Origin of the sequence: Pseudomonas sp. NBRC 100443 (genome assembly GCF_030268185.1) — a bacterium.
GTDB lineage: Bacteria > Pseudomonadota > Gammaproteobacteria > Pseudomonadales > Pseudomonadaceae > Pseudomonas > Pseudomonas citronellolis.
Genome location: NZ_BSQE01000013.1, coordinates 170,889 through 189,953, shown reverse-complemented (window position 1 = coordinate 189,953; position 19,065 = coordinate 170,889). Strand labels below are relative to the sequence as shown.

Annotated in this window: 9 protein-coding genes; 4 read left to right on the top strand and 5 right to left on the bottom strand. The window is 66.6% G+C overall.

Features of this window, described 5'->3' with window-relative positions; all coding sequences use genetic code 11:
• Positions 1-161 precede the first annotated feature (161 nt).
• Positions 162-716 carry a DUF4124 domain-containing protein gene (locus QSJ95_RS18460; protein WP_009613813.1) on the bottom strand — a complete coding sequence of 185 codons (555 nt, stop codon included), beginning with the start codon at positions 714-716 and terminating at the stop codon, positions 162-164.
• Entirely contained in the window at positions 716-1,261 is a 546-nt protein-coding gene (locus QSJ95_RS18455; RefSeq protein WP_285644400.1) for a DUF4124 domain-containing protein, read from the bottom strand. The genes QSJ95_RS18460 and QSJ95_RS18455 overlap by 1 nt, the downstream gene beginning before the upstream one ends.
• A gap of 335 nt (positions 1,262-1,596) precedes the next feature.
• Between QSJ95_RS18455 and QSJ95_RS18450 the strand changes: the two genes are divergently transcribed.
• Positions 1,597-2,367: a bactofilin family protein gene (locus QSJ95_RS18450; RefSeq protein WP_058488117.1), complete on the top strand. Its 771-nt coding sequence runs from the start codon at positions 1,597-1,599 to the stop codon at positions 2,365-2,367.
• A gap of 15 nt (positions 2,368-2,382) precedes the next feature.
• Here the strand turns inward: QSJ95_RS18450 and QSJ95_RS18445 are convergent, their stop codons facing one another.
• Together QSJ95_RS18445 and glnA are read right to left on the bottom strand one after the other, a co-directional pair.
• Positions 2,383-4,608, bottom strand: coding sequence for a mechanosensitive ion channel domain-containing protein (locus QSJ95_RS18445; protein ID WP_502945280.1), 2,226 nt, complete (start codon positions 4,606-4,608; stop codon positions 2,383-2,385).
• Positions 4,609-5,063: 455 nt separating this feature from the next.
• On the bottom strand, positions 5,064-6,473 hold the full coding sequence (gene glnA, locus QSJ95_RS18440) for a glutamate--ammonia ligase (protein ID WP_009613809.1): 1,410 nt from the start codon (positions 6,471-6,473) through the stop codon (positions 5,064-5,066).
• Positions 6,474-6,805: 332 nt separating this feature from the next.
• On the opposite strand from glnA, the gene thiI reads away from it, so the two are divergent.
• Both thiI and typA read left to right on the top strand, forming a co-directional pair.
• Positions 6,806-8,311, top strand: a complete 1,506-nt coding sequence (gene thiI, locus QSJ95_RS18435; RefSeq protein ID WP_285644394.1) for a tRNA uracil 4-sulfurtransferase ThiI — start codon at positions 6,806-6,808, stop codon at positions 8,309-8,311.
• Positions 8,312-8,441: 130 nt separating this feature from the next.
• Positions 8,442-10,262, top strand: a complete 1,821-nt coding sequence (typA, locus tag QSJ95_RS18430) for a translational GTPase TypA (protein WP_009613807.1) — start codon at positions 8,442-8,444, stop codon at positions 10,260-10,262.
• A gap of 54 nt (positions 10,263-10,316) precedes the next feature.
• On the opposite strand, the gene QSJ95_RS18425 is transcribed toward typA, so the two are convergent.
• Positions 10,317-10,964, bottom strand: a complete 648-nt coding sequence (locus QSJ95_RS18425; RefSeq protein WP_285644389.1) for a DUF746 domain-containing protein — start codon at positions 10,962-10,964, stop codon at positions 10,317-10,319.
• 190 nt (positions 10,965-11,154) lie between these two features.
• Here QSJ95_RS18425 and QSJ95_RS18420 point away from each other — a divergent pair, with 190 nt between their 5' ends.
• Complete coding sequence (locus QSJ95_RS18420; RefSeq protein ID WP_285644387.1) at positions 11,155-19,065, top strand: two-partner secretion domain-containing protein; 7,911 nt, start codon at positions 11,155-11,157, stop codon at positions 19,063-19,065.

Sequence of the window (19,065 nt, the reverse complement as noted above, 5' to 3'; positions counted from 1 at the left end):
GGCCGCGATCTGCGCCGACTCGTGGCATTTCCTCAAGGAAAACGGGCCGTCAGCGTGACCCGAAATGGGGAGAGTATAGAAAGTGGTGCAGGCAAGCGCACCAAAGTGGTGCGCATCTTCGGGGAAGGCTTCTTAAGAGGGCGCGCGAAAATTCGCTGGGTTCAGGGGCGCGATGCCAGGGCGGGCCGCTCGCCGGCGTCGCTTTCGGCGACCGATACGCGCTTCATGTGGAACGGCTGGTTGGGCGTCTGTTCCAGGGTCTGGCCGCGCTGGTCGAGGATCTCCACCGACAGCTGGTGGGTGCCGCGATCGAGGTTGTGCAGGGGGAACACCGGGCTGCGGCTGGGCTCGCCCACCGGAACGCCGTCGAGGAACAGCCGGAAGCTGTGCCCGGGCAGCAGGTTGGGGTCGCTGGAGACGGTGACGATCAGCTCGCCGTTGTTGGCGCGGACGGTGGCGTCGGGCTCGGGCACCAGGATGCGCAGCACCTGGTATTGCGGCGGCTGCGGCGGCAGGGCCGAGGCGGCGGGCGCGTACAGCGGCGGGGGCATGTTCGGCATGCCGTTGGGCGGCGCCAGGTTCAGGCGCTGGGCGTTGCTGCGCCTGGGCTGGTCGGTGAAGACGCGGTTGCCGTCCTTGTCGATGTAGGTATAGACCTCGGCGCTGGCCTGGAACGCCGCCAGCAGGAGCAGGCCGAGCAGCAGGGCGCGTTTCATCAGTTGCCGCTCCTCGGCATGGGCCGGACGCGCGCGGGGCTGTTGGTGCTGATGCGCTGCAGGGTGAAGTTCACCGGCGCGCTGGACTGCAGCACACGGTCGCCCTGCACCACGTCCACAGAGAGGCTGTGGTCGCCGCGTTCGAGGTTGTTCAGGCTCAAGCGCGTGGAGCTGCTGGGCGCGCCGTAGGGCTGGCCGTCCAGGCGCAGTTGCAGGCGGTCGCCCATGGCCAGTTGCGGCTGGATGGCCACCTCGATGTCGAAGTTGCCGTCGTTGGCGCGCAGGGCCTCCTCGTCGGGCAGCCCGGTGATGGCCAGGATGGCGTAGCGGGCCTGGCGCTGCTCGCCATCGCCGCTGCCCATGGGCGCGCCGGGCTGCTGGGCGCCCACGGTGTTGGTCGGCGGCAGTTCCACCGGCTTGGCGTCCACGCCGCTGGGCGGCTGGTTGGTGAATACCGTCTTGCCGTTGGCGTCGGTGTACTTGTAGATCTGCGCGCTGGCCGGCACGGCCAGGGCGAGCAGCAGGCAGAGGACTGGCACGCGCATGCGTGATCTCCCGGAAGACAATGGGCTAAGCCTTGCATCGGCGCCGACGGGTGGCAAGTGAAACGCCATCACGCCGCCGGGTTTGCGCGGGAGTTAACAGTGCGCAGCCGACGGAGTGCTGCTGCTTTTGTCGAACTTATTTGATATCTAGCGTGGTTTCGTTGTTGATTTCTGCGTTTTCTGACAAATGTCAAGGGTACTTCCCGGGGCATGGCTTGAGATAGGCGCACTGAATCGTACGCGCGCCCCTTCGCCGGGGCGCCCGGAGTGAACGCCATGTCCATCCCTTCGTCCCGCCGCCTGCGGGCCGGCCCCTTCAGCGGGAGGCGCCGAGCATGACCCTCCTGCTGCCGCTGTTCATCGCCCTGTTGCTGGTGGCCTTGCCGCGCCTGTTGCCGCTGCCCGTCGTCAGCACCGCCAGCGTGCCGGCCGGCGCCGCCGCGGCCACCTGGCACGCCTGCGAACTGCCCGAGCCGCCGTCGTTGCCGAAACCGCAGGCCAGCACGGCGCCGAACAACCTGCTCTACCTGCCGCTGGGCCTGCACCCGGCCGATCGCTGCCTGCACGGGCCGCTGGTGGTGGAGGGGCTGGTGCGCATCCGCCCGCCGCTGCAGTTCTGGCGCATCTGCGCGGGCGAAATCCGCTTCGGCGACTGTTCGCGCACGCCGACCGGAATCGTCGCTGCCGGCAGCGGCCGGCGCCAGGTCGAGGAGGGCGAGTACCGCGTGGCCGCCGGTGGCTGCCTGGAGGGCGACCTGCTGGTGCACGGCGACCTGTATCTCGGCCGCTATTCCCGCGTGCTCGGCTCGGTGCGGGTCGAGGGTGGCGTGTGGATGGACGAAGGCGCGGAAGTGGCCGGCGCCATCCTGGCCCGGGGTTCGGTGCGCGTCGGCCGCCGCTCGCGCGTCGCCGGGCCGCTGAGCGCCGGGCGCAGCGTCAGCCTGGGGCGCGATTGCGTGGTCGGCGCGCAGGGCTCGCCGACCAGCATCAACGCCGAGCGGGTGCGGATCAACGAGGGCTGCAAGGTCTATGGCCAGGTGACGGCCGAGAAGGGCGCCCAGGTCAATGCCCGGGCCGGCGCCGAGGCGCCGCGCGAGCCGGTCTGAACCGCGCCGGCGGCCTCAGATGCCGCCGTCGGCGGGCTCGGCGTGGTCCTGCGGGCCTTCCTCGCGCGGCTTGCGCATGCGTGAGAGCTGCACGTTCAGGCGCGGCATGGCCAGTTCCAGCCCGGCTTTGTCCAGCTTCTGGCGCAGGCGCAGGTTGAAGGCGCGCTGCACTTCCCACTGGCGGATCGGCGCGGTCTTGAAGCGGAAGCGCAGGATCGCCTGGCCGTTGTCGAAGCTCTCGACGCCCTGCATTTCCAGCGGCGACCAGATCGCCCGGTTGATCGTGCGGTCGTTGCGCAGCTCGCCGGCCACGTCTTTCACCAGCGCCAGGGCGTCGTCGATCGGCATGCTCGCCGGCACCGGCCAGCGGAACATGGCGTAGCCGAACTGCCGCGAGTAGTTCTTGATGCTCTTGATCTCGCTGAACGGGATGGTGTGCACCACGCCGTCCAGGTCGCGCAGGCGCACGGTGCGGATGGTCAGGCCCTCGACCGTGCCGAGGTGGCCGCCGACGTCGACGTAGTCGTCGATCGACAGCGAGTCCTCGATGATGATGAACAGCCCGGTGATCAGGTCGGCCACCAGCGACTGCGCGCCGAAGCCGATGGCCAGGCCGATGACGCCGGCGCCGGCCAGCAGCGGCGTGACGTTCATGCCCATGTTGGCCAGCGCGACTATCAGCGCGATCACCGCGATGGTGATGAACAGCACGTTGCGGATCAGCGGCAGCATGGTCAGCGCGCGGGTGTTGGCGCGGTTCTTCCCGCCCAGGCCGAGGCTGTGCTGCACCGCGGTGTCGGTGAGGATCCAGATCAGCCAGGCCACCAGCAGGGTGCTGCCGAAGCTGATCAGCTTGAGGCTGATCTGCGAGCCGTCGCCCTCGGCGAAGCCGATCAGCGACATGCCCCAGACGCGCAGGCCCACTTCCAGGAACACCAGCAGCGTGGCCAGGTGCAGCAGGGTGTAGCCGAAGTTCTGCAGCTGCTCGATGTAGGGCGCGCTGCGCCGGCTGCTGCGTTGCGCCGAGCGAAGGTGGGCGCGGCGGATCAGGCCGTTGACGGTCATCGCCACCACCGCGATCAGCGCGCACAGCAGGGCCCGGCGTAGGGCGTAGCTGCTGTCGCCGGCGGTGACCACGGTGGCGAACAGCGAGATGCCCACCAGCAGCAGGACCGGCACGTACCACAGCGAGCCGACCAGCTCCACCAGCTCGTGCAGGCTGCGGCGCTTGAGGCGGCGCTCCAGCGGCTGGTTGCGGATCAGGTGGGCGATGGGCCGGCGGAACTGCAGGACGAACAGGGCGGTGAACAGCGCGGCGCAGATGTTCGCCAGCGAACCCACGGTCAGCGCGGTGTTCTGCCCGAGGCTGTCGGTCACCCGCGGGTCGTGCATCACCTCGCCCAGGGCGGCCAGGCTGCCGATCAGCCACAGCGGGCGGAAGGCGCGGCGCCGCAGGATGTCCAGGGCGCGCGTGCGGTGCGGGCCGCCGAGCAGCGACAGGGAGATCACGCAGAGCGCGGAGAACAGCGTGCCGCACACCAGCACGTAGGCGATCACCATGGCCACCAGCTTGCCCAGGGAGCTGGGCAGCACCACGGAGAGGTACACGGTGATCAGGAAGGCCACCAGCCAGGGCCCCAGCTTGCGCAGGGCGAACAGCAGCAGGTCGCGGGTCTTGGGGTGCTGCGGCAGTTCGTCGGCCAGGCCGAAGCGCTCGCGCATGCGCCGCGCCAGCCAGCGCAGGCCCAGGGCCAGGCAGGCCCAGAGGAGGAGCACCAGGGAGAAGTCGAGGATCATCCCCGGCCATTCCTGCCAGGACGGCGTGCGCTCCTGCAGCTCCACGCCGGCCTGCTGGAACAGGCCGCTCCAGCGCAGTGTCGGGCTGTTGGCGCCTTCGAAGCGCTTCTCCAGGCTGCCCAGGGTGTCGCCGAGCAGGCCGAGCACGCCGCTCTGGTCCTCCGCGCCCTTCTTGGTGGCGTCGCGCAGCTGCTTGAGCTTCTTCAGCAGGTCGCTGCGCTGCTGGTCGTTCTCCAGGGTCTTGATCACCTGGTCCAGCGACTGCTGCAACTGCGCCTCGCTGACCTTGGCATCGCCGCCGGTCACGCCGGGGATGCTCGGCAGCGCGGCGGATGCCGGCCCGGCGAGGAGCAGGCCCAGGCTGAGGCAGCACAGCAGCAGGAAGCGGCGAAGAAGATCGGTCACGAACGGGCACTCCGGAGCAGGCGAAACTCGGCACATCATACAGATGCGGGGGGCTGAGCCGAATTGGAGGGGAGATGCTCGTTTTGTAGGAGCGACTGCCTTGCGCCGAGGCACTCTTCGTAGGATGGGTTGAGCTTGCGATACCCATGCTGCCGTGGTGATGGGTATCGCTTCGCTCAACGCCATCCTACGGGTCTTGTGCTTGCCGGAGGGCGTAGGAGCGGACCTTGTCCGCGATAGCCGGACGTATCGGCGCGTTTCGCGGATGAGATCCGCTCCTGCGCTGCCCCAGCCGCGTCGTGTCCCTGTAGGAGCGCACCCTGCGCGCGAATCGCGGGCAGGGTGCGCACAGTCCCCGCCGACAGAACTCCTTCGCGAGCAAGAACTAGGCGTCCCCCTCGCTCCTACGAAAAGCGACAGTCCGGAACGCCAACAATAAAAAAAGCCTCCCGAAGGAGGCCTTAATGTTGCCGCTACTTATAGGTATTCGTGGATCAGACGCTGTAGTACAGGTCGTATTCCAGCGGGTGCACGAAGGTGCGCACCTTGATTTCTTCCTCGGACTTCAGCTCGATGTAGGCATCGATGAACTCGTCGGTGAACACGCCGCCCTTGGTCAGGAACGCGCGGCCCTTGTCGAGTTCTTCCAGCGCCTCTTTCAGGCTGCCGCAAACCTGCGGGATTTCCTTCGCCTCTTCCGGCGGCAGGTCGTACAGGTTCTTGTCGGCGGCATCGCCGGGGTGGATCTTGTTCTGGATGCCGTCCAGGCCGGCCATCAGCAGCGCGGCGAAGCACAGGTAGGGGTTGGCCGCCGGGTCCGGGAAGCGCGCTTCGATGCGGCGGGCTTTCGGGCTGGTGACGTAGGGGATACGGATCGAGGCGGAACGGTTGCGGGCCGAGTAGGCCAGCATGACCGGGGCTTCGAAGCCCGGGACCAGACGCTTGTAGGAGTTGGTCGACGGGTTGGTGAAGCCGTTCAGGGCCTTGCCGTGCTTGATGATGCCGCCGATGAAGTACAGGGCGGTGTCGGACAGGCCGGCATAGCCTTCGCCAGCGAAGGTGTTCTTGCCATCCTTGGAGATGGACATGTGCACGTGCATGCCCGAGCCGTTGTCGCCGTACAGCGGCTTCGGCATGAAGGTCACGGTCTTGCCGTAGGCGTCGGCGACGTTGTGCACGCAGTACTTCAGGGTCTGGACTTCGTCGGCCTTGGCCACCAGGGTGTTGAACTTCACACCGATTTCGTTCTGGCCGGCGGTGGCGACTTCGTGGTGGTGAACTTCGACCACCAGGCCCATTTCTTCCAGGGCGTTGCACATGGCGGTACGGATTTCGTGGTCGTGGTCGACCGGCGGTACCGGGAAGTAGCCGCCCTTCACGCCCGGACGGTGGCCCTTGTTGCCCGACTCGATGTCGGCGTCGGTGTTCCAGGAAGCCTGCTCGGAGAAGATCTTGAACATCGAGCCGGAGATGTCGGACTTGAACTTCACTTCGTCGAAGATGAAGAACTCCGGCTCCGGGCCGACGAAGACGGTGTCGCCGATGCCGGTGGACTTCAGGTATTCCTCGGCGCGCTTGGCGATGTTGCGCGGGTCGCGCTCGTAGCCTTGCATGGTGCTCGGCTCGATGATGTCGCACACCAGGATCAGGGTCGGCTCTTCGGTGAACGGGTCCAGCACGGCGGTGCTGTCGTCCGGCAGCAGGATCATGTCGGAGGCTTCGATGCCTTTCCAGCCGGCGATGGAGGAGCCGTCGAACATCTTGCCGGCTTCGAAGAAGTCATCGTCCAGCGCGTCGCGGGCCGGCATGGTGACGTGCTGCTGCTTGCCTTTGGTATCGGTGAAGCGCAGGTCTACCCACTTCACGTCATGGTCTTTGATCAGTTGGTGCGACTTGTACGACATGCTGTCCTCCAGGAGGGATTAGAGCTGGGAGCTTTCTGTGCCCCAGTATCGGGTGATGCCGGCCGGAATACTCCGCCAGGGCAACCTGCCTCACAAGAGAGCAAGTAGCGTGCCAGTGCCCGATTTTGGACAGGGCCCCGCGCTACAGGGCTTTGCGCACGGTAGCTGGCGCGGATGACGGAATTGTTGCACCGATTTGGTGCTGCACAATGATGCATGCGTCCATTTTGGTGCACCAAAAAGAATCTGCGCTCGACTGCTCAAGTCTTGAGCAATTTCAGGTATAATTCCGCCCCTTTTTTTCGTCCCTTCGGGCTCGTGCCTTTTCTCGCATGAAACTCATCGTCAAGGTCTTCCAGGAAATCACCATCAAGAGCCGGCCGGTGCGCAAGCGCTTCATCCGCCAGCTCGCGAAGAACATCCGCACCGTGCTGCGCGACCTGGACCCGGCGCTGCTGGTCGAGGGCGAGTGGGACAATCTTGAAGTGGAAACCCGGGTGACCGACGCCAAGGCCCTGCGCGAGATGATCGAGCGCCTGACCTGCGTGCCGGGCATCGGCCACTTCCTGGAAGTGCACGAATACCCGCTGGGCGATTTCGACGACATCCTCGAGAAGTGCAAGCAGCACTTCGGCCACCTGCTGCCGGGCAAGGTCTTCTCCATGCGCTGCAAGCGCGCCGGCAAGCACGCCTTCACCTCCATGGACGTGGAACGCTACGTCGGCGGCGGCCTGCGCCAGCACTGCGGCGCGGCCGGGGTATCGCTGAAGAACCCGGAAGTGCAGGTGCGCGTGGAAATCCGCCACGACCGCCTGTACGTCATCCATGCCCAGCACGAGGGCCTGGGCGGTTACCCGCTGGGCGCCCTGGAGCAGGTGCTGGTGCTGATGTCCGGCGGCTTCGACTCCACCGTGGCGGCCTACCAGATGATGCGCCGCGGGCTGATCAGCCACTTCGTGTTCTTCAACCTCGGCGGCCGCGCCCACGAGCTGGGCGTGATGGAAGTGGCCCACTACCTGTGGGAGAAGTTCGGCCGCTCGCAGCGCGTGCTGTTCGTCAGCGTGCCCTTCGAGGAAGTGGTCGGCGAGATTCTCACCAAGGTCGACGACAGCTACATGGGCGTGACCTTGAAGCGCATGATGCTGCGCGCCGCCAGCCGCGTGGCCGAGCGCCTGGAGCTGAACGCGCTGGTCACCGGCGAGTCGATCTCCCAGGTGTCCAGCCAGACGCTGCCGAACCTCTCGGTGATCGACCGGGTGACCGACACCCTGGTGCTGCGCCCGCTGATCGTCAGCCACAAGCAGGACATCATCGACACCGCGACGAAGATCGGCACCGCCGAGTTCGCCAAGCACATGCCCGAGTACTGCGGCGTGATCTCGGTGAACCCGACCACCCAGGCCAAGCCCTACCGCGTCGAGCACGAAGAGACCAAGTTCGACATGGCCGTGCTCGACCGCGCCCTGGAGCGCGCCACCCAGATGACCGTCGACCGCGTCATCGACGAGCTGGGCAAGGACCTGCCGGTGGAAATGGTCGACGAGGTGCTGCCCGGGCAGATCGTGGTCGACATCCGCCACCCCGACGCCCTGGAAGATGAACCCCTGGCGCTGGAAGGCATCGAAGTGCTGGCCATGCCGTTCTACGCGATCAACAGCAAGTTCAAGGAACTGGACCCCAACCGCCAGTACCTCCTGTACTGCGACAAGGGCGTGATGAGCCGCCTGCACGCCCACCACCTGGTCAACGAAGGGCACACCAATGTGCGGGTCTACAGGCCCGTTGGGCAGCTGCAAGCTGTAAGCGGCAAGCTGCAAGAGAAGAGCGGTCCCGCATGATCCTGTGCCGCATCAGTCGAAACGCAACCTGGCGCAGGCATCCTCCGGACGTCCGTACCTGAACGATATTTCCACCTGCTTGCCGCTTGTGGCTTGCAGCTTGAAGCTACTTTTTACCGAGACAGACACCGTGATCGAAAATCTCCGCAACATCGCCATCATCGCCCACGTCGACCATGGCAAGACCACCCTGGTGGACAAGCTGCTGAAGCTGTCCGGCACCCTCGACCGCAAAGAAGCGGAATCCGAGCGCGTGATGGACTCCAACGACCAGGAAAAGGAACGCGGCATCACCATCCTGGCGAAGAACACCGCGATCAAGTGGAACGGCTACAACATCAACATCGTCGACACCCCCGGCCACGCCGACTTCGGTGGCGAGGTGGAGCGCGTGATGAGCATGGTCGACTCCGTGCTGCTGGTGGTCGACGCCCAGGACGGCCCCATGCCGCAGACCCGCTTCGTGACCCAGAAGGCCTTCAAGGCCGGCCTGCGCCCGATCGTCGTGGTCAACAAGATCGACCGCCCCGGCGCGCGTCCGGACTGGGTCATCGACCAGATCTTCGACCTGTTCGACAACCTCGGCGCCACCGATGAGCAGCTCGACTTCCCGATCGTCTACGCCAGCGCCCTGAACGGCATCGCCGGCATGGACCACGAGAAGATGGACGACAACATGGACGCCCTGTTCCAGGCGATCATCGACCATGTCCCGGCCCCGGTGGTCGACGTCGACGGCCCGTTCCAGATGCAGATCTCGCAGCTGGACTACAACAGCTTCCTCGGCGTGATCGGCATTGGCCGCATCACCCGCGGCAAGGTCAAGTCCAACACCCCGGTGGTGGCGGTCAGCGACGACGGCAGCAAGCGCAACGGCCGCATCCTGAAGATCATGGGCCACTCCGGCCTGCAGCGCGTCGAAGTGCCGGAAGCCGAAGCCGGCGACATCGTCTGCGTCTCGGGCATGGAAGAACTGTTCATCTCCGACACCCTGTGCGACCCGCAGAACGTCGAGGCCCTGCCGCCGCTGACCGTCGACCAGCCGACCGTGAGCATGACCTTCCAGGTCAACGACTCGCCGTTCGCCGGCAAGGAAGGCAAGTTCGTCACCAGCCGCAACATCAAGGAGCGCCTGGAGAAGGAACTGCTGCACAACGTGGCCCTGCGCGTCGAGCAAGGCGACAGCCCGGAGAAATTCAAGGTTTCCGGCCGTGGCGAGCTGCACCTGTCCGTTCTGATCGAAACCATGCGCCGCGAAGGCTTCGAGATGGCCGTGGGCCGTCCGGAAGTGGTGATCATCGAGAACGAGGCCGGCGAGAAGCAGGAGCCCTACGAGAACGTCACCATCGACATCGAAGAGCAGCACCAGGGCTCGGTGATGGAACAGATGGGCCTGCGCAAGGGCGATCTGAGCAACATGATCCCCGACGGCAAGGGCCGCGTGCGCCTGGAATACACCATCCCGGCGCGCGGCCTGATCGGCTTCCGCAACAACTTCCTGACCCTGACCTCGGGCACCGGCATCCTGACCTCGACCTTCAGCCACTACGGCCCGATCAAGGCCGGCGAAGTCAGCAACCGCCAGAACGGCGTACTGGTCTCCATGGCCACCGGCACCGCGCTGACCTACTCGCTGGAAACCCTGCAAAGCCGCGGCAAGCTGTTCCTCGGCCCGGGCGACGAGATCTACGAAGGCCAGCTGGCCGGCATCAACAGCCGCGACAACGACCTGGTGATCAACCCCACCAAGGGCAAGAAGCTCGACAACATGCGCGCGTCCGGCAAGGACGAAGTCATCGCCCTGGTTCCGCCGATCCGCTTCACCCTGGAGCAGGCGCTGGAATTCATCGCCGACGACGAACTGGTGGAAGTGACGCCCAAGTCCATCCGCCTGCGCAAGAAACTGCTGAACGAGAACGACCGCAAGCGCTACGAACGCGCCAAGGTCTGATCCCGACCGCAGCATGAAGAAGGCCCCGCCGGAGCGATCCGGCGGGGCCTTTTTTCATTTTTCCGTGGCGCCTGCCCGGCTTGCGATGCGCATCCTGAAATGCTCGTCCGGCTCGCTCACGCAGCGCCGGCAAGCCTTGCACTGAAACATCCGCTTGCCCTGGTGCCTGCCGTCGACGAAGCCCAAGCGGAAAAAGTGCTCGCGGTTGCCACAGCGTGGGCATTCCAGGGCAGGCAGTTCGGGCCGCATGCCCAGCTTGATCTTCGCCTCCCACTCGCCGCTGGGGTCGAGCCTCAGCAGCCACTGGCGGAACACCCTGACCCAGCGGGACAGCATCCTGTGCGACACCCCCAGCCGTTCGCTGGCATTGGCGATCGAGCGTTGTTGCGACAGCAGGGGTAGGAACGCCTCCAGCTTGTCGCAGCGCAGGAAGCTCTGCAGCGCCGTACCGGTACGCCGGTTGAAGCCCTTGCCGCAGTGCCGGCAATTGAAATAGGGAATGCCGTTCGGCGGCCTGCCCCGGTAGCGCAACACCACCTGGTGGCTGCCGCAGTGATGGCAGGGCGGCGGTGTTGGGTCCTTGGACAGGACTTCGTCGATGTGCCGTTGCAGGAAGGCGGTCAGTGCGGGGTCTTCGTGCCGGGGGATGTCCTGGCCACGGTCGAGGATGGGCAGGGCGTGGTCGAGTTGGCGGCGGGGCATGGGGCGGGCTTTGCGTGACATCGGAGCGCTATTTGAGCTGCGGCGCCGGCGCCTTGTGAATGTGCTCCGTGGGTGACTGGGCATAGTTCGGAAAAGGCCTACGCAAGGAGGCTGGAACTCCTCAAGGCCTCACTCCGAGTAGGGGAATAGAGTCCGCCGGGTCAACGATTACCCCGCGCGAGCCCCCGATATGGACATCCGTCGCCCCTTCTATCAGGCCATCGCCAGCGCCCTGGCCGGCCTGCTATTCCTCAACCCCATAGTCGCGACCGCCGCGCAACTGGCGGTGGATGCGGCCGCCGGCGGCAACACGCAGATCGGCGCGGCGGGCAACGGCGTGCCCATCGTCAACATCGCCACGCCCAATGGCAGCGGCCTCTCGCACAATAAATTCAGCGACTACAACGTTGGCCAACAGGGCCTGATCCTCAACAACGCCACCGGCAAGACCGCCAGCACCCAGCTGGGCGGGATCGTCATCGGCAACCCCAACCTCAAGGGCCAGGCGGCGCAGAAGATCCTCAACGAAGTCACCGGGGCCAATCCCTCGCAACTCAAGGGCTACACCGAAGTGGCCGGGCAGGGCGCCCACGTCATCGTCGCGAACCCCCACGGCATCACCTGCAACGGCTGCGGCTTCATCAACACCCCGCGCGCCACCCTCACCACCGGCAAGCCGATCCTGGCCGGCGAGCGCCTGCAGGGCTACGACGTCGACGGCGGCGAAATCGCCATCGAAGGCGCCGGGCTCAACGCCAGCAACCTCGACCAGTTCGAACTGATCACCCGCAGCGCCAAGCTCAACGCCGACCTGTACGCCAAGCAGCTCACCGTGGTGGCCGGGCGCAACACGGTGGACGCGCAAACCCTGACTGCGACTGCCAAGCCCGACGACGGCAGCGCCAAGACGCAACTGGCTATCGACAGCTCGGCCCTGGGCGGCATGTACGCCAACACCATCCGCCTGGTGGGCACTGAACAAGGCGTGGGCGTGAAACTGGCCGGCAACATGGCGGCCAGCGCGGGCGACATCCGCATCGATGCCAACGGCAGGCTGGAATTGGCCCAGGTGGCGGCCAGCGGGGACCTGGCGCTGAAAGGGCAGGACGTGGCCCTGAACGGCCCGACCTATGCCGGGGGCAGCGCCAGCGTGCAGGCCGGTGGTGCGCTGAGCAATGCGCAGAGCCTGGCGGCGGGCTCGGCCATCGAACTGACGGCGAACCAGCTCAGCAACAGCGGCGTGATCGAGGCCGGCGTCAATACCGACAACAGCCGCAATACCCGCGGTGACGTGGCGATTGATGCGCAGAACCTGCGCAACAGCGGCAGCCTGATCGCCACGCGCCAGTTACAGGCCCGCGCCGCCGTGCTCGACAACCGCAACGGCCAGATCGGCGGCCAGCATATCCACATCAGCGGCGGCGCCCTGGACAACCGCCTCGGCCTGTTCGCCGCCGAACAGAGCCTGCGCCTGGACCTGGCCAGCCTGGACAACAGCGGCCAGGGCACCCTCACCAGCCGCGGCACCCTGCACGCCAACCTCGCCGGCAAGCTGGACAACAGCGCCGACGGCCTCATCCACAGCGCCGGCAACCTCACGCTGGCGGCGCAGCACATCGACAGTAGCCGGGGCGAAATCTCCACCCAGGCCGATGCCGACATCCGCACCCGGCAACTGAGCCTGCGCGGCGGGCGCCTGCTGGGCACCGGCGCGCTCGGCCTCGACCTGCAGGGCGGCGACCTGGACAACAGCCAGGGCGGGCTGCTCAGCGCCGGCACCCTGCGCTTCAAGCAACTGGGCGCGGTGGATAACCGCGGCGGCGAAATCTCCAGCCAGCAGAGCTTCGCCCTCGGCGCCCGGCTGCTGGACAATCGCGACAGCGGCCGCATCATCAGCGCCGGCCGGCTCGACCTGCAGGCCGACCGGCTGCTCAACGCCGGCCTGGGCCTGCTGTCCGGCTGGCAGGGGCTGAGCGTCGGCGGCGGCAGCCTGGACAACAGCCAGGGCGGCACCCTCTCCAGCAAGGCCGGCGCGCTCGCCGTCAGCCTCGCCGGCGCACTGAACAACGCCAGCCAGGGCGCCCTGGTCAGCCAGGGGGACCAGCGGATCAGCGCGGCCAGCCTGGACAACCGCGGCGGCATCGTCTCCGCCGAGGGCAACGTCGAACTCGCCATCGCCGACACCCTCGACAACCGCGACGCCGGCCTGATCGACGCCCTGCGCCGGCTCAACTTCAGCCACGCCGCCACCCGGCTGCTCAATCAGGCTGGGCAGATCAGCGCCGGCAGCCTGCTGCTCAAGGGCCGCAGCCTGGACAACAGCGGCGGCCAACTGCTCAGCCAGGGGGCCCTGGAGGCGACGCTGAGCGGCGCGCTCATCAACGCCAACAACGCCCGCCTGAGCAGCGGCGCCGGCCTGCTGCTCAAGGCCGCCAGCCTGGACAACCGTGGCGGCCAGCTGTCCAGCCAGTCCACCCTCGAGCTGATCCTCGGCCAGGGCGACCTGGACAACCGCGACCGCGGCACCCTGGCCAGCCAGGGCGCGTTGCGCATCGAGGCGCTCGGCGGCCGCCTGCTCAACGGTAACGACGGCCTCGTCCACAGCGGCGACAGCCTCAGCCTGCGCGCCGCCGGCCTCGACAACCAGCAGGGGCAGCTTTCCAGCCAGGGCGACGCCAGCCTCGCCCTGAGCGGTACGCTGAGTAATGCCCGGGGCCGCATCCAGAGCGACGGCGGCACGCTCGACCTGGGCGCCGCGAGCATCGACAACAGCGGCGGCATCCTCAATGCCGCCCAGGGCCTGCTCCGGATCGTCACCGGCTACTTCGGCAACGACGCCGGCGTGGCCCAGGGCGTGGACCTGGACGCTAGGGCCAGCGGCGGCATCGGCAACCGCCAGGGGCATCTCGCCGCCACCGCCGGCCAGGCCAAGGTCGACAGCGGCAGCGCAGCCCTGGACAACCGCGACGGTGGTCTCTACGCGGGCAACCAGCTGACCCTCGCCGCCGGCGACTTCCTCAACGGCAACGGCAAGGTCGGCGCGAAAGGCATCGACTTCAGCCTGCAGGGCGCCCTGAACAACGACGGCGGCCTGATCGAAGCCGGCGACTGGCTGAGCCTCGACGCCGCCAGCCTGAGCAACGCCCAGGGCCGCCTGCGCGCCCTGGGCCAGAGCGGCAGCACGCGGATCGTCACCCGCGGCCTGCTGGACAATCGCCAGGGCACCCTGGAAACCGCCGCCGACACCCTGCAACTGAGCGGCGGCGCCCTGCACAACGCCGGCGGCACCGTGTTGCACGCCGGCAACGGCCAGTTCCTCGTCGACCTGGGGCAACTCGGCCAGGCCGGCGGCCACTTCATCACCCAGGCCGCGCTGGACATCGACGCGCCCGACTGGACCCTGAACAGCAGCCTGCAGGCCCGCCAGCTCACCCTCAACGTCGACCGCCTGCAGCTCGGCAGCGACGGCCAGCTGCTGGCCGTGCAGGGCCTTGGCGGCAGCGGCGGCCACTGGCGCAACGACGGGCTGATCGCCAGCGATGCCGGCCTGAGCCTGAACCTGAGCGGCACCTACGCTGGCGCCGGGCGCCTCACCAGCCTGGGCGACCTGAGCCTTGGGGCGAGGCGGATCGAACTCGGCGCCGCCGCCAGCATCGCCGGCGGCAGCGCGGCCAGCGTCACCGCCAACGGCCTGAGCAACCACGGCCGCATCAGCTCCGCCGGCGACCTCGGCGTGCGCGTCGCCAGCCTCGACAACTTCGGCAGCCTCGGCAGCGCCGCCGGGCTGCGCGTGGAGGCCGGCAACCTGCTCAACCAGGGCGGGCTGCTGTTCAGCGGCGGCGACATGGCGTTGCGGGTCGGCACCTTCAGCAACCGCGCCGGCGACCTCTACAGCCTCGGCAACCTGCACATCGCCGCCAACGACCAGAACGGCTGGGCGGCCAAGGTCGAGAACGTCTCCGGCAGCATCGAAAGCGCCGGCGCCCTGACCCTGCTGGCGCAGGACTTCGACAACCGCCGTGGCGACGACTTCCGCATCGGCCAGCGCATCGTCGCCGGCAACATCCGCATGTACGCCGACGACATGTGCGACGGCAAGGGCTGCGAATTCCGCTTCCAGTCCTGGGAGCGCTACGAGGACGTCATCACCCAGGACTCGCCCCAGGCGACGATCACCGCCGGCGGCGACTTCGTCTTCCGCGGCGGCGCCTTCGCCAACCTCTACAGCAGCATCGCCTCGGGCGGCGACATCGACATCCAGGCCGCCCGCTTCCGCAACCAGGGCGCGGCCGGCGGCGTGGAGCGGCACCTGGACGGGGCCTTCTACACCCGCACCGACGCCTACTACTGGACGTTCCGCAGCAACCAGGCGCTCTACAACCGCTACAACGACCCCAACTCGCCGGACTACGACCCCGGCGCCCTGAGCCGCCAGCAGGTGCTGGAGTCCGGCGGCTACCCGGAACACAACTTCCACAACCTCATGATCTCCGAGGTGCAGGTGTCCGGCGCCCCGGCGGCCAGCGCGGTGATCCAGGCCGCGGGCAACGTCAGCATCATCGCCAGCGAGCAATTCGACAACAGCGTGGTGCGCCGTGACGCCGGCGCCCAGAGCATCGACCCGCGCGACGTGAGCACGGCCACCGGCGCCGCCACCGGCCAGTTCGCCATCACCTCGCAGCTGCCGCCGGACCTGGCGCAGCAGCAGGTCAACCCACTGGAGCTTCCCGGCTTCAGCCTGCCCAGCGGCGGCAACGGCCTGTTCCGCCTTAGCGGCGAGGACGGCAGCGCCGGCGCCGGGAACGGGCCCGATCTCGCCGGCCTCGGCCAGGGGCTTTCCCGCGTCCAGGGCGTGCCGGGCAGCGCGGCGCCGGGCAACAGCCACAAGTACCTGATCGAGACCAATCCCGAGCTGACCAGCCTGAAGAGCTTCCTCAGCTCCGACTACCTGCTGGGCCTGCTCGGCTACGACCCGGACCAGGCGCAGAAGCGCCTGGGCGACGGCCTCTACGAACAGCGCCTGATCCAGCAGGCGGTGGTGGCCCGCACCGGCCAGCGCTTCATCGACGGCATGGCCAGCGACGAGGCGCTGTTCAAGTACCTGATGGACAACGCCATCGCCTACAAGGACAGCCTCAACCTGACGGTAGGTGTGGGCCTGACCGCCGAACAGGTGGCGGCGCTGACCCACGACATCGTCTGGCTGGAAGAGGCCGTGGTGAACGGCGAGAAGGTACTGGTGCCGGTGCTCTACCTGGCCCAGGCCGACAACCGCCTGGCGCCCAACGGCGCGCTGATCCAGGGCCAGAACCTGAGCCTGATCAGCGGTGCCGCACTGAACAACGCCGGCACCCTGCGCGCCAGCGGCGACCTTAGCGCCACCGCGGCGAACATCGGCAACAGCGGCCTGATCGAAGCGGGCAAGCGCCTCGACCTGCTGGCCACCGAGAGCATCCGCAACACCGCCGGCGGCATCCTCAAGGGGCGCGACGTCAGCCTCACTGCGCTGACCGGCGACGTGATCAACGAACGCAGCATCACCACCCTCGACCTCAGCGCCGGCAACGACCGCATCCACAAGGAAATCGCCAACGCTGCCGCCCGCATCGAAGCCAGCGGCAACCTGGCGATCAACGCCGGGCGCGATCTGCTCAGCGTCGGCAGCGCGATCCAGGCTGGTGGCGACGCCCACCTGCAGGCCGGGCGCGACCTGCGCCTGGAGGCTGCCGGGGAAACCGACAGCGCCGATTTCCAGAGCCGGCGCATGCAGGGCAGCCTCGCCAGCACCACCCAGCACGCCAGCGACATCAGCGTCGGCGGCAACCTCGATGCCAGCGCCGGCCGCGACCTCAGTGTCATCGCCAGCCACATCGACGCCAAGGGCGACATCGCCCTGGGCGCCGGCCGCGACGTCACCCTCGCCTCGGCGGCGAACGAAGAGCACAGCCAGACGAAGTACAAGGGCGGCGGCAAGAAGGTCGAGCAGCAGGACGACCAGGTGCGGCAGCAGGGCACCAGCCTGAGTGCAGGCGGGGACGTGGTCGTCAGCGCGGGGCAGAACCTCACCCTGGTGGCCAGCCAGATCAGCGCGGGCAACGAAGCCTACCTGGTGGCCGGCGACAAACTGGAACTGCTGGCGGGCTACGACAGCGACTACGCCCTGTACAGCGAGGAGAAAAAGGGCGGCTTCGGCAGCAAGAAGACCCAGCGCGACGAAGTCACCGACGTGAAGGCGGTGGGCAGCCAGATCAGCGCCGGCTCCGACATCACCCTGCTCAGCGGCGGCGACCAGAAATACCAGGGCGCGAAGCTCGAAAGCGGCAACGACATCGCCCTCCTCAGCGGCGGCAGCGTGACCTTCGAAGCGGTCAAGGACCTGCACCAGGAAAGCCACGAAAAGAGCAAGGGCAACCTCGCCTGGCAGTCCGCCAAGGGCAAGGGCCAGACCGACGAAACCCTGCGCCAGAGCCAACTGATCGCCCAGGGCGAACTGGCGATCAAGGCCGTGGAAGGCCTGAAGATCGACATCAAGCACATCGACCAGCAGAGCGTCGGGCAGACCATCGACGCCATGGTGCAGGCCGATCCCAACCTGGCCTGGTTGAAGGAAGCCGAACAGCGCGGGGACGTGGACTGGAACCGCGTCAAGGAGGTGCATGACTCCTTCAGCTACAGCAGCTCGGGGCTGGGCGTGGGGGCGCAGTTGGCCATCGCCATCATGGTTACCTACCTGACCTGGGGCACTGGAAATTCGGCGCTGGGCGTTGCCGCCAAAAGTGCCGCAGGTGTGGCCGCGAACTCGGTAGCGGCTGCTGTGGCCAGCAACGCCGCAATCAGCACCATCAACAACAAAGGTAATCTGGGCGCGGTTGCCAGGGATGTCACTTCAAGCGACAGCCTGAAGGGCTATGCCATTGCCGGGGTCAGCGGTGGCATCGCAAACGCCAATGTCGGACTGCAACTGGCAGTCAACTCCGCCATGAAGACCGTCCTGCAAGGCGGTAGCTTCAAGGACAATCTGGCACAGGCCGCTGTCAGCCTCGCAGCCAACGCGCTGTCTGGATACATCTACCAGAACGTGGGAGCAGAACTGGTCGGGACGGGACTCCCGACCAAAGTTGCCGTGCACGCCATCGTAGGGGGGCTGATTGCGGAAGCTGCCGGTGGCAGCTTCGAAACCGGGGCTCTGGCTGCGGGGGCGAACAAGGCTCTGATCGAGTTGGTAGGGAGCGAGATTTTCCCCGGCGAAGCCCATGATCGCGTACTCGCCATGACATCCCAGTTGGTCGGGATGACCGTTGCGGCCATGGCAGGTGGCAGTGAGAAAGAACAGGAAAAGGCCGGCTGGGTAGCTCAGCAAGGCACTGTCTACAACTATCTGCGTTATCACGAAGTCGAGCAGATGCTGGCGGAAAGGGCGGCATGCGCTGACGCCGAATGTCGTCTTGGTGTGCAGAAGCGTTACGCCGAGCTTGACCAGCAACGCAACGAAGAACTGGACAGCCTGTGTAGCCGAGACGTCAAGGCTTGCACGTTGCTATCTGCTCAGTTGATCCAAGATGCTCCTAAGCTGCAGGAGCTTTCCCAGCAGCTTCGACAACAGGGAGAGGGCGGCGCGGCGCTCACGGTAGGCTGGACGATTCCGCAGAGCAATCAAGACGCGCAAGGCATTATCGCTAAAGCGGTGGCCGTGGAGCAGGGAGGGCTAAGCGCCGGACTGCTTTCCGATATAGGCCAGTTGCTAGGAATGGCAATTGCCGGCGGCTCTGCAAAAGGCTCTTTACCAGGAGGAAAATCTGCTGCTGAATTTGAAAAAAGCTTGGTTAAGCTCCCACAGGGAGAAAGAGTTGCTCAAATTAAGATAGCTGCAGTTAGCGTGGCGGCAGCAAATGGGATGGTGAAGGATAGTAGTTTGTCCAAGATGAATGGTCGTGACGTATACAAGGCAAAGAACGGGTATTTGTTTGCTCTTGATACTCAACATGGAAGATTTGAAATGGTTAATCCAAAAAATGGAAGGCATCTTGGGGAGTTTGATTTTGACTTCAATAAAACAAAACCCGCCGATAAAAATGGCAGCCATGACTTGAAGGTGCGGTGA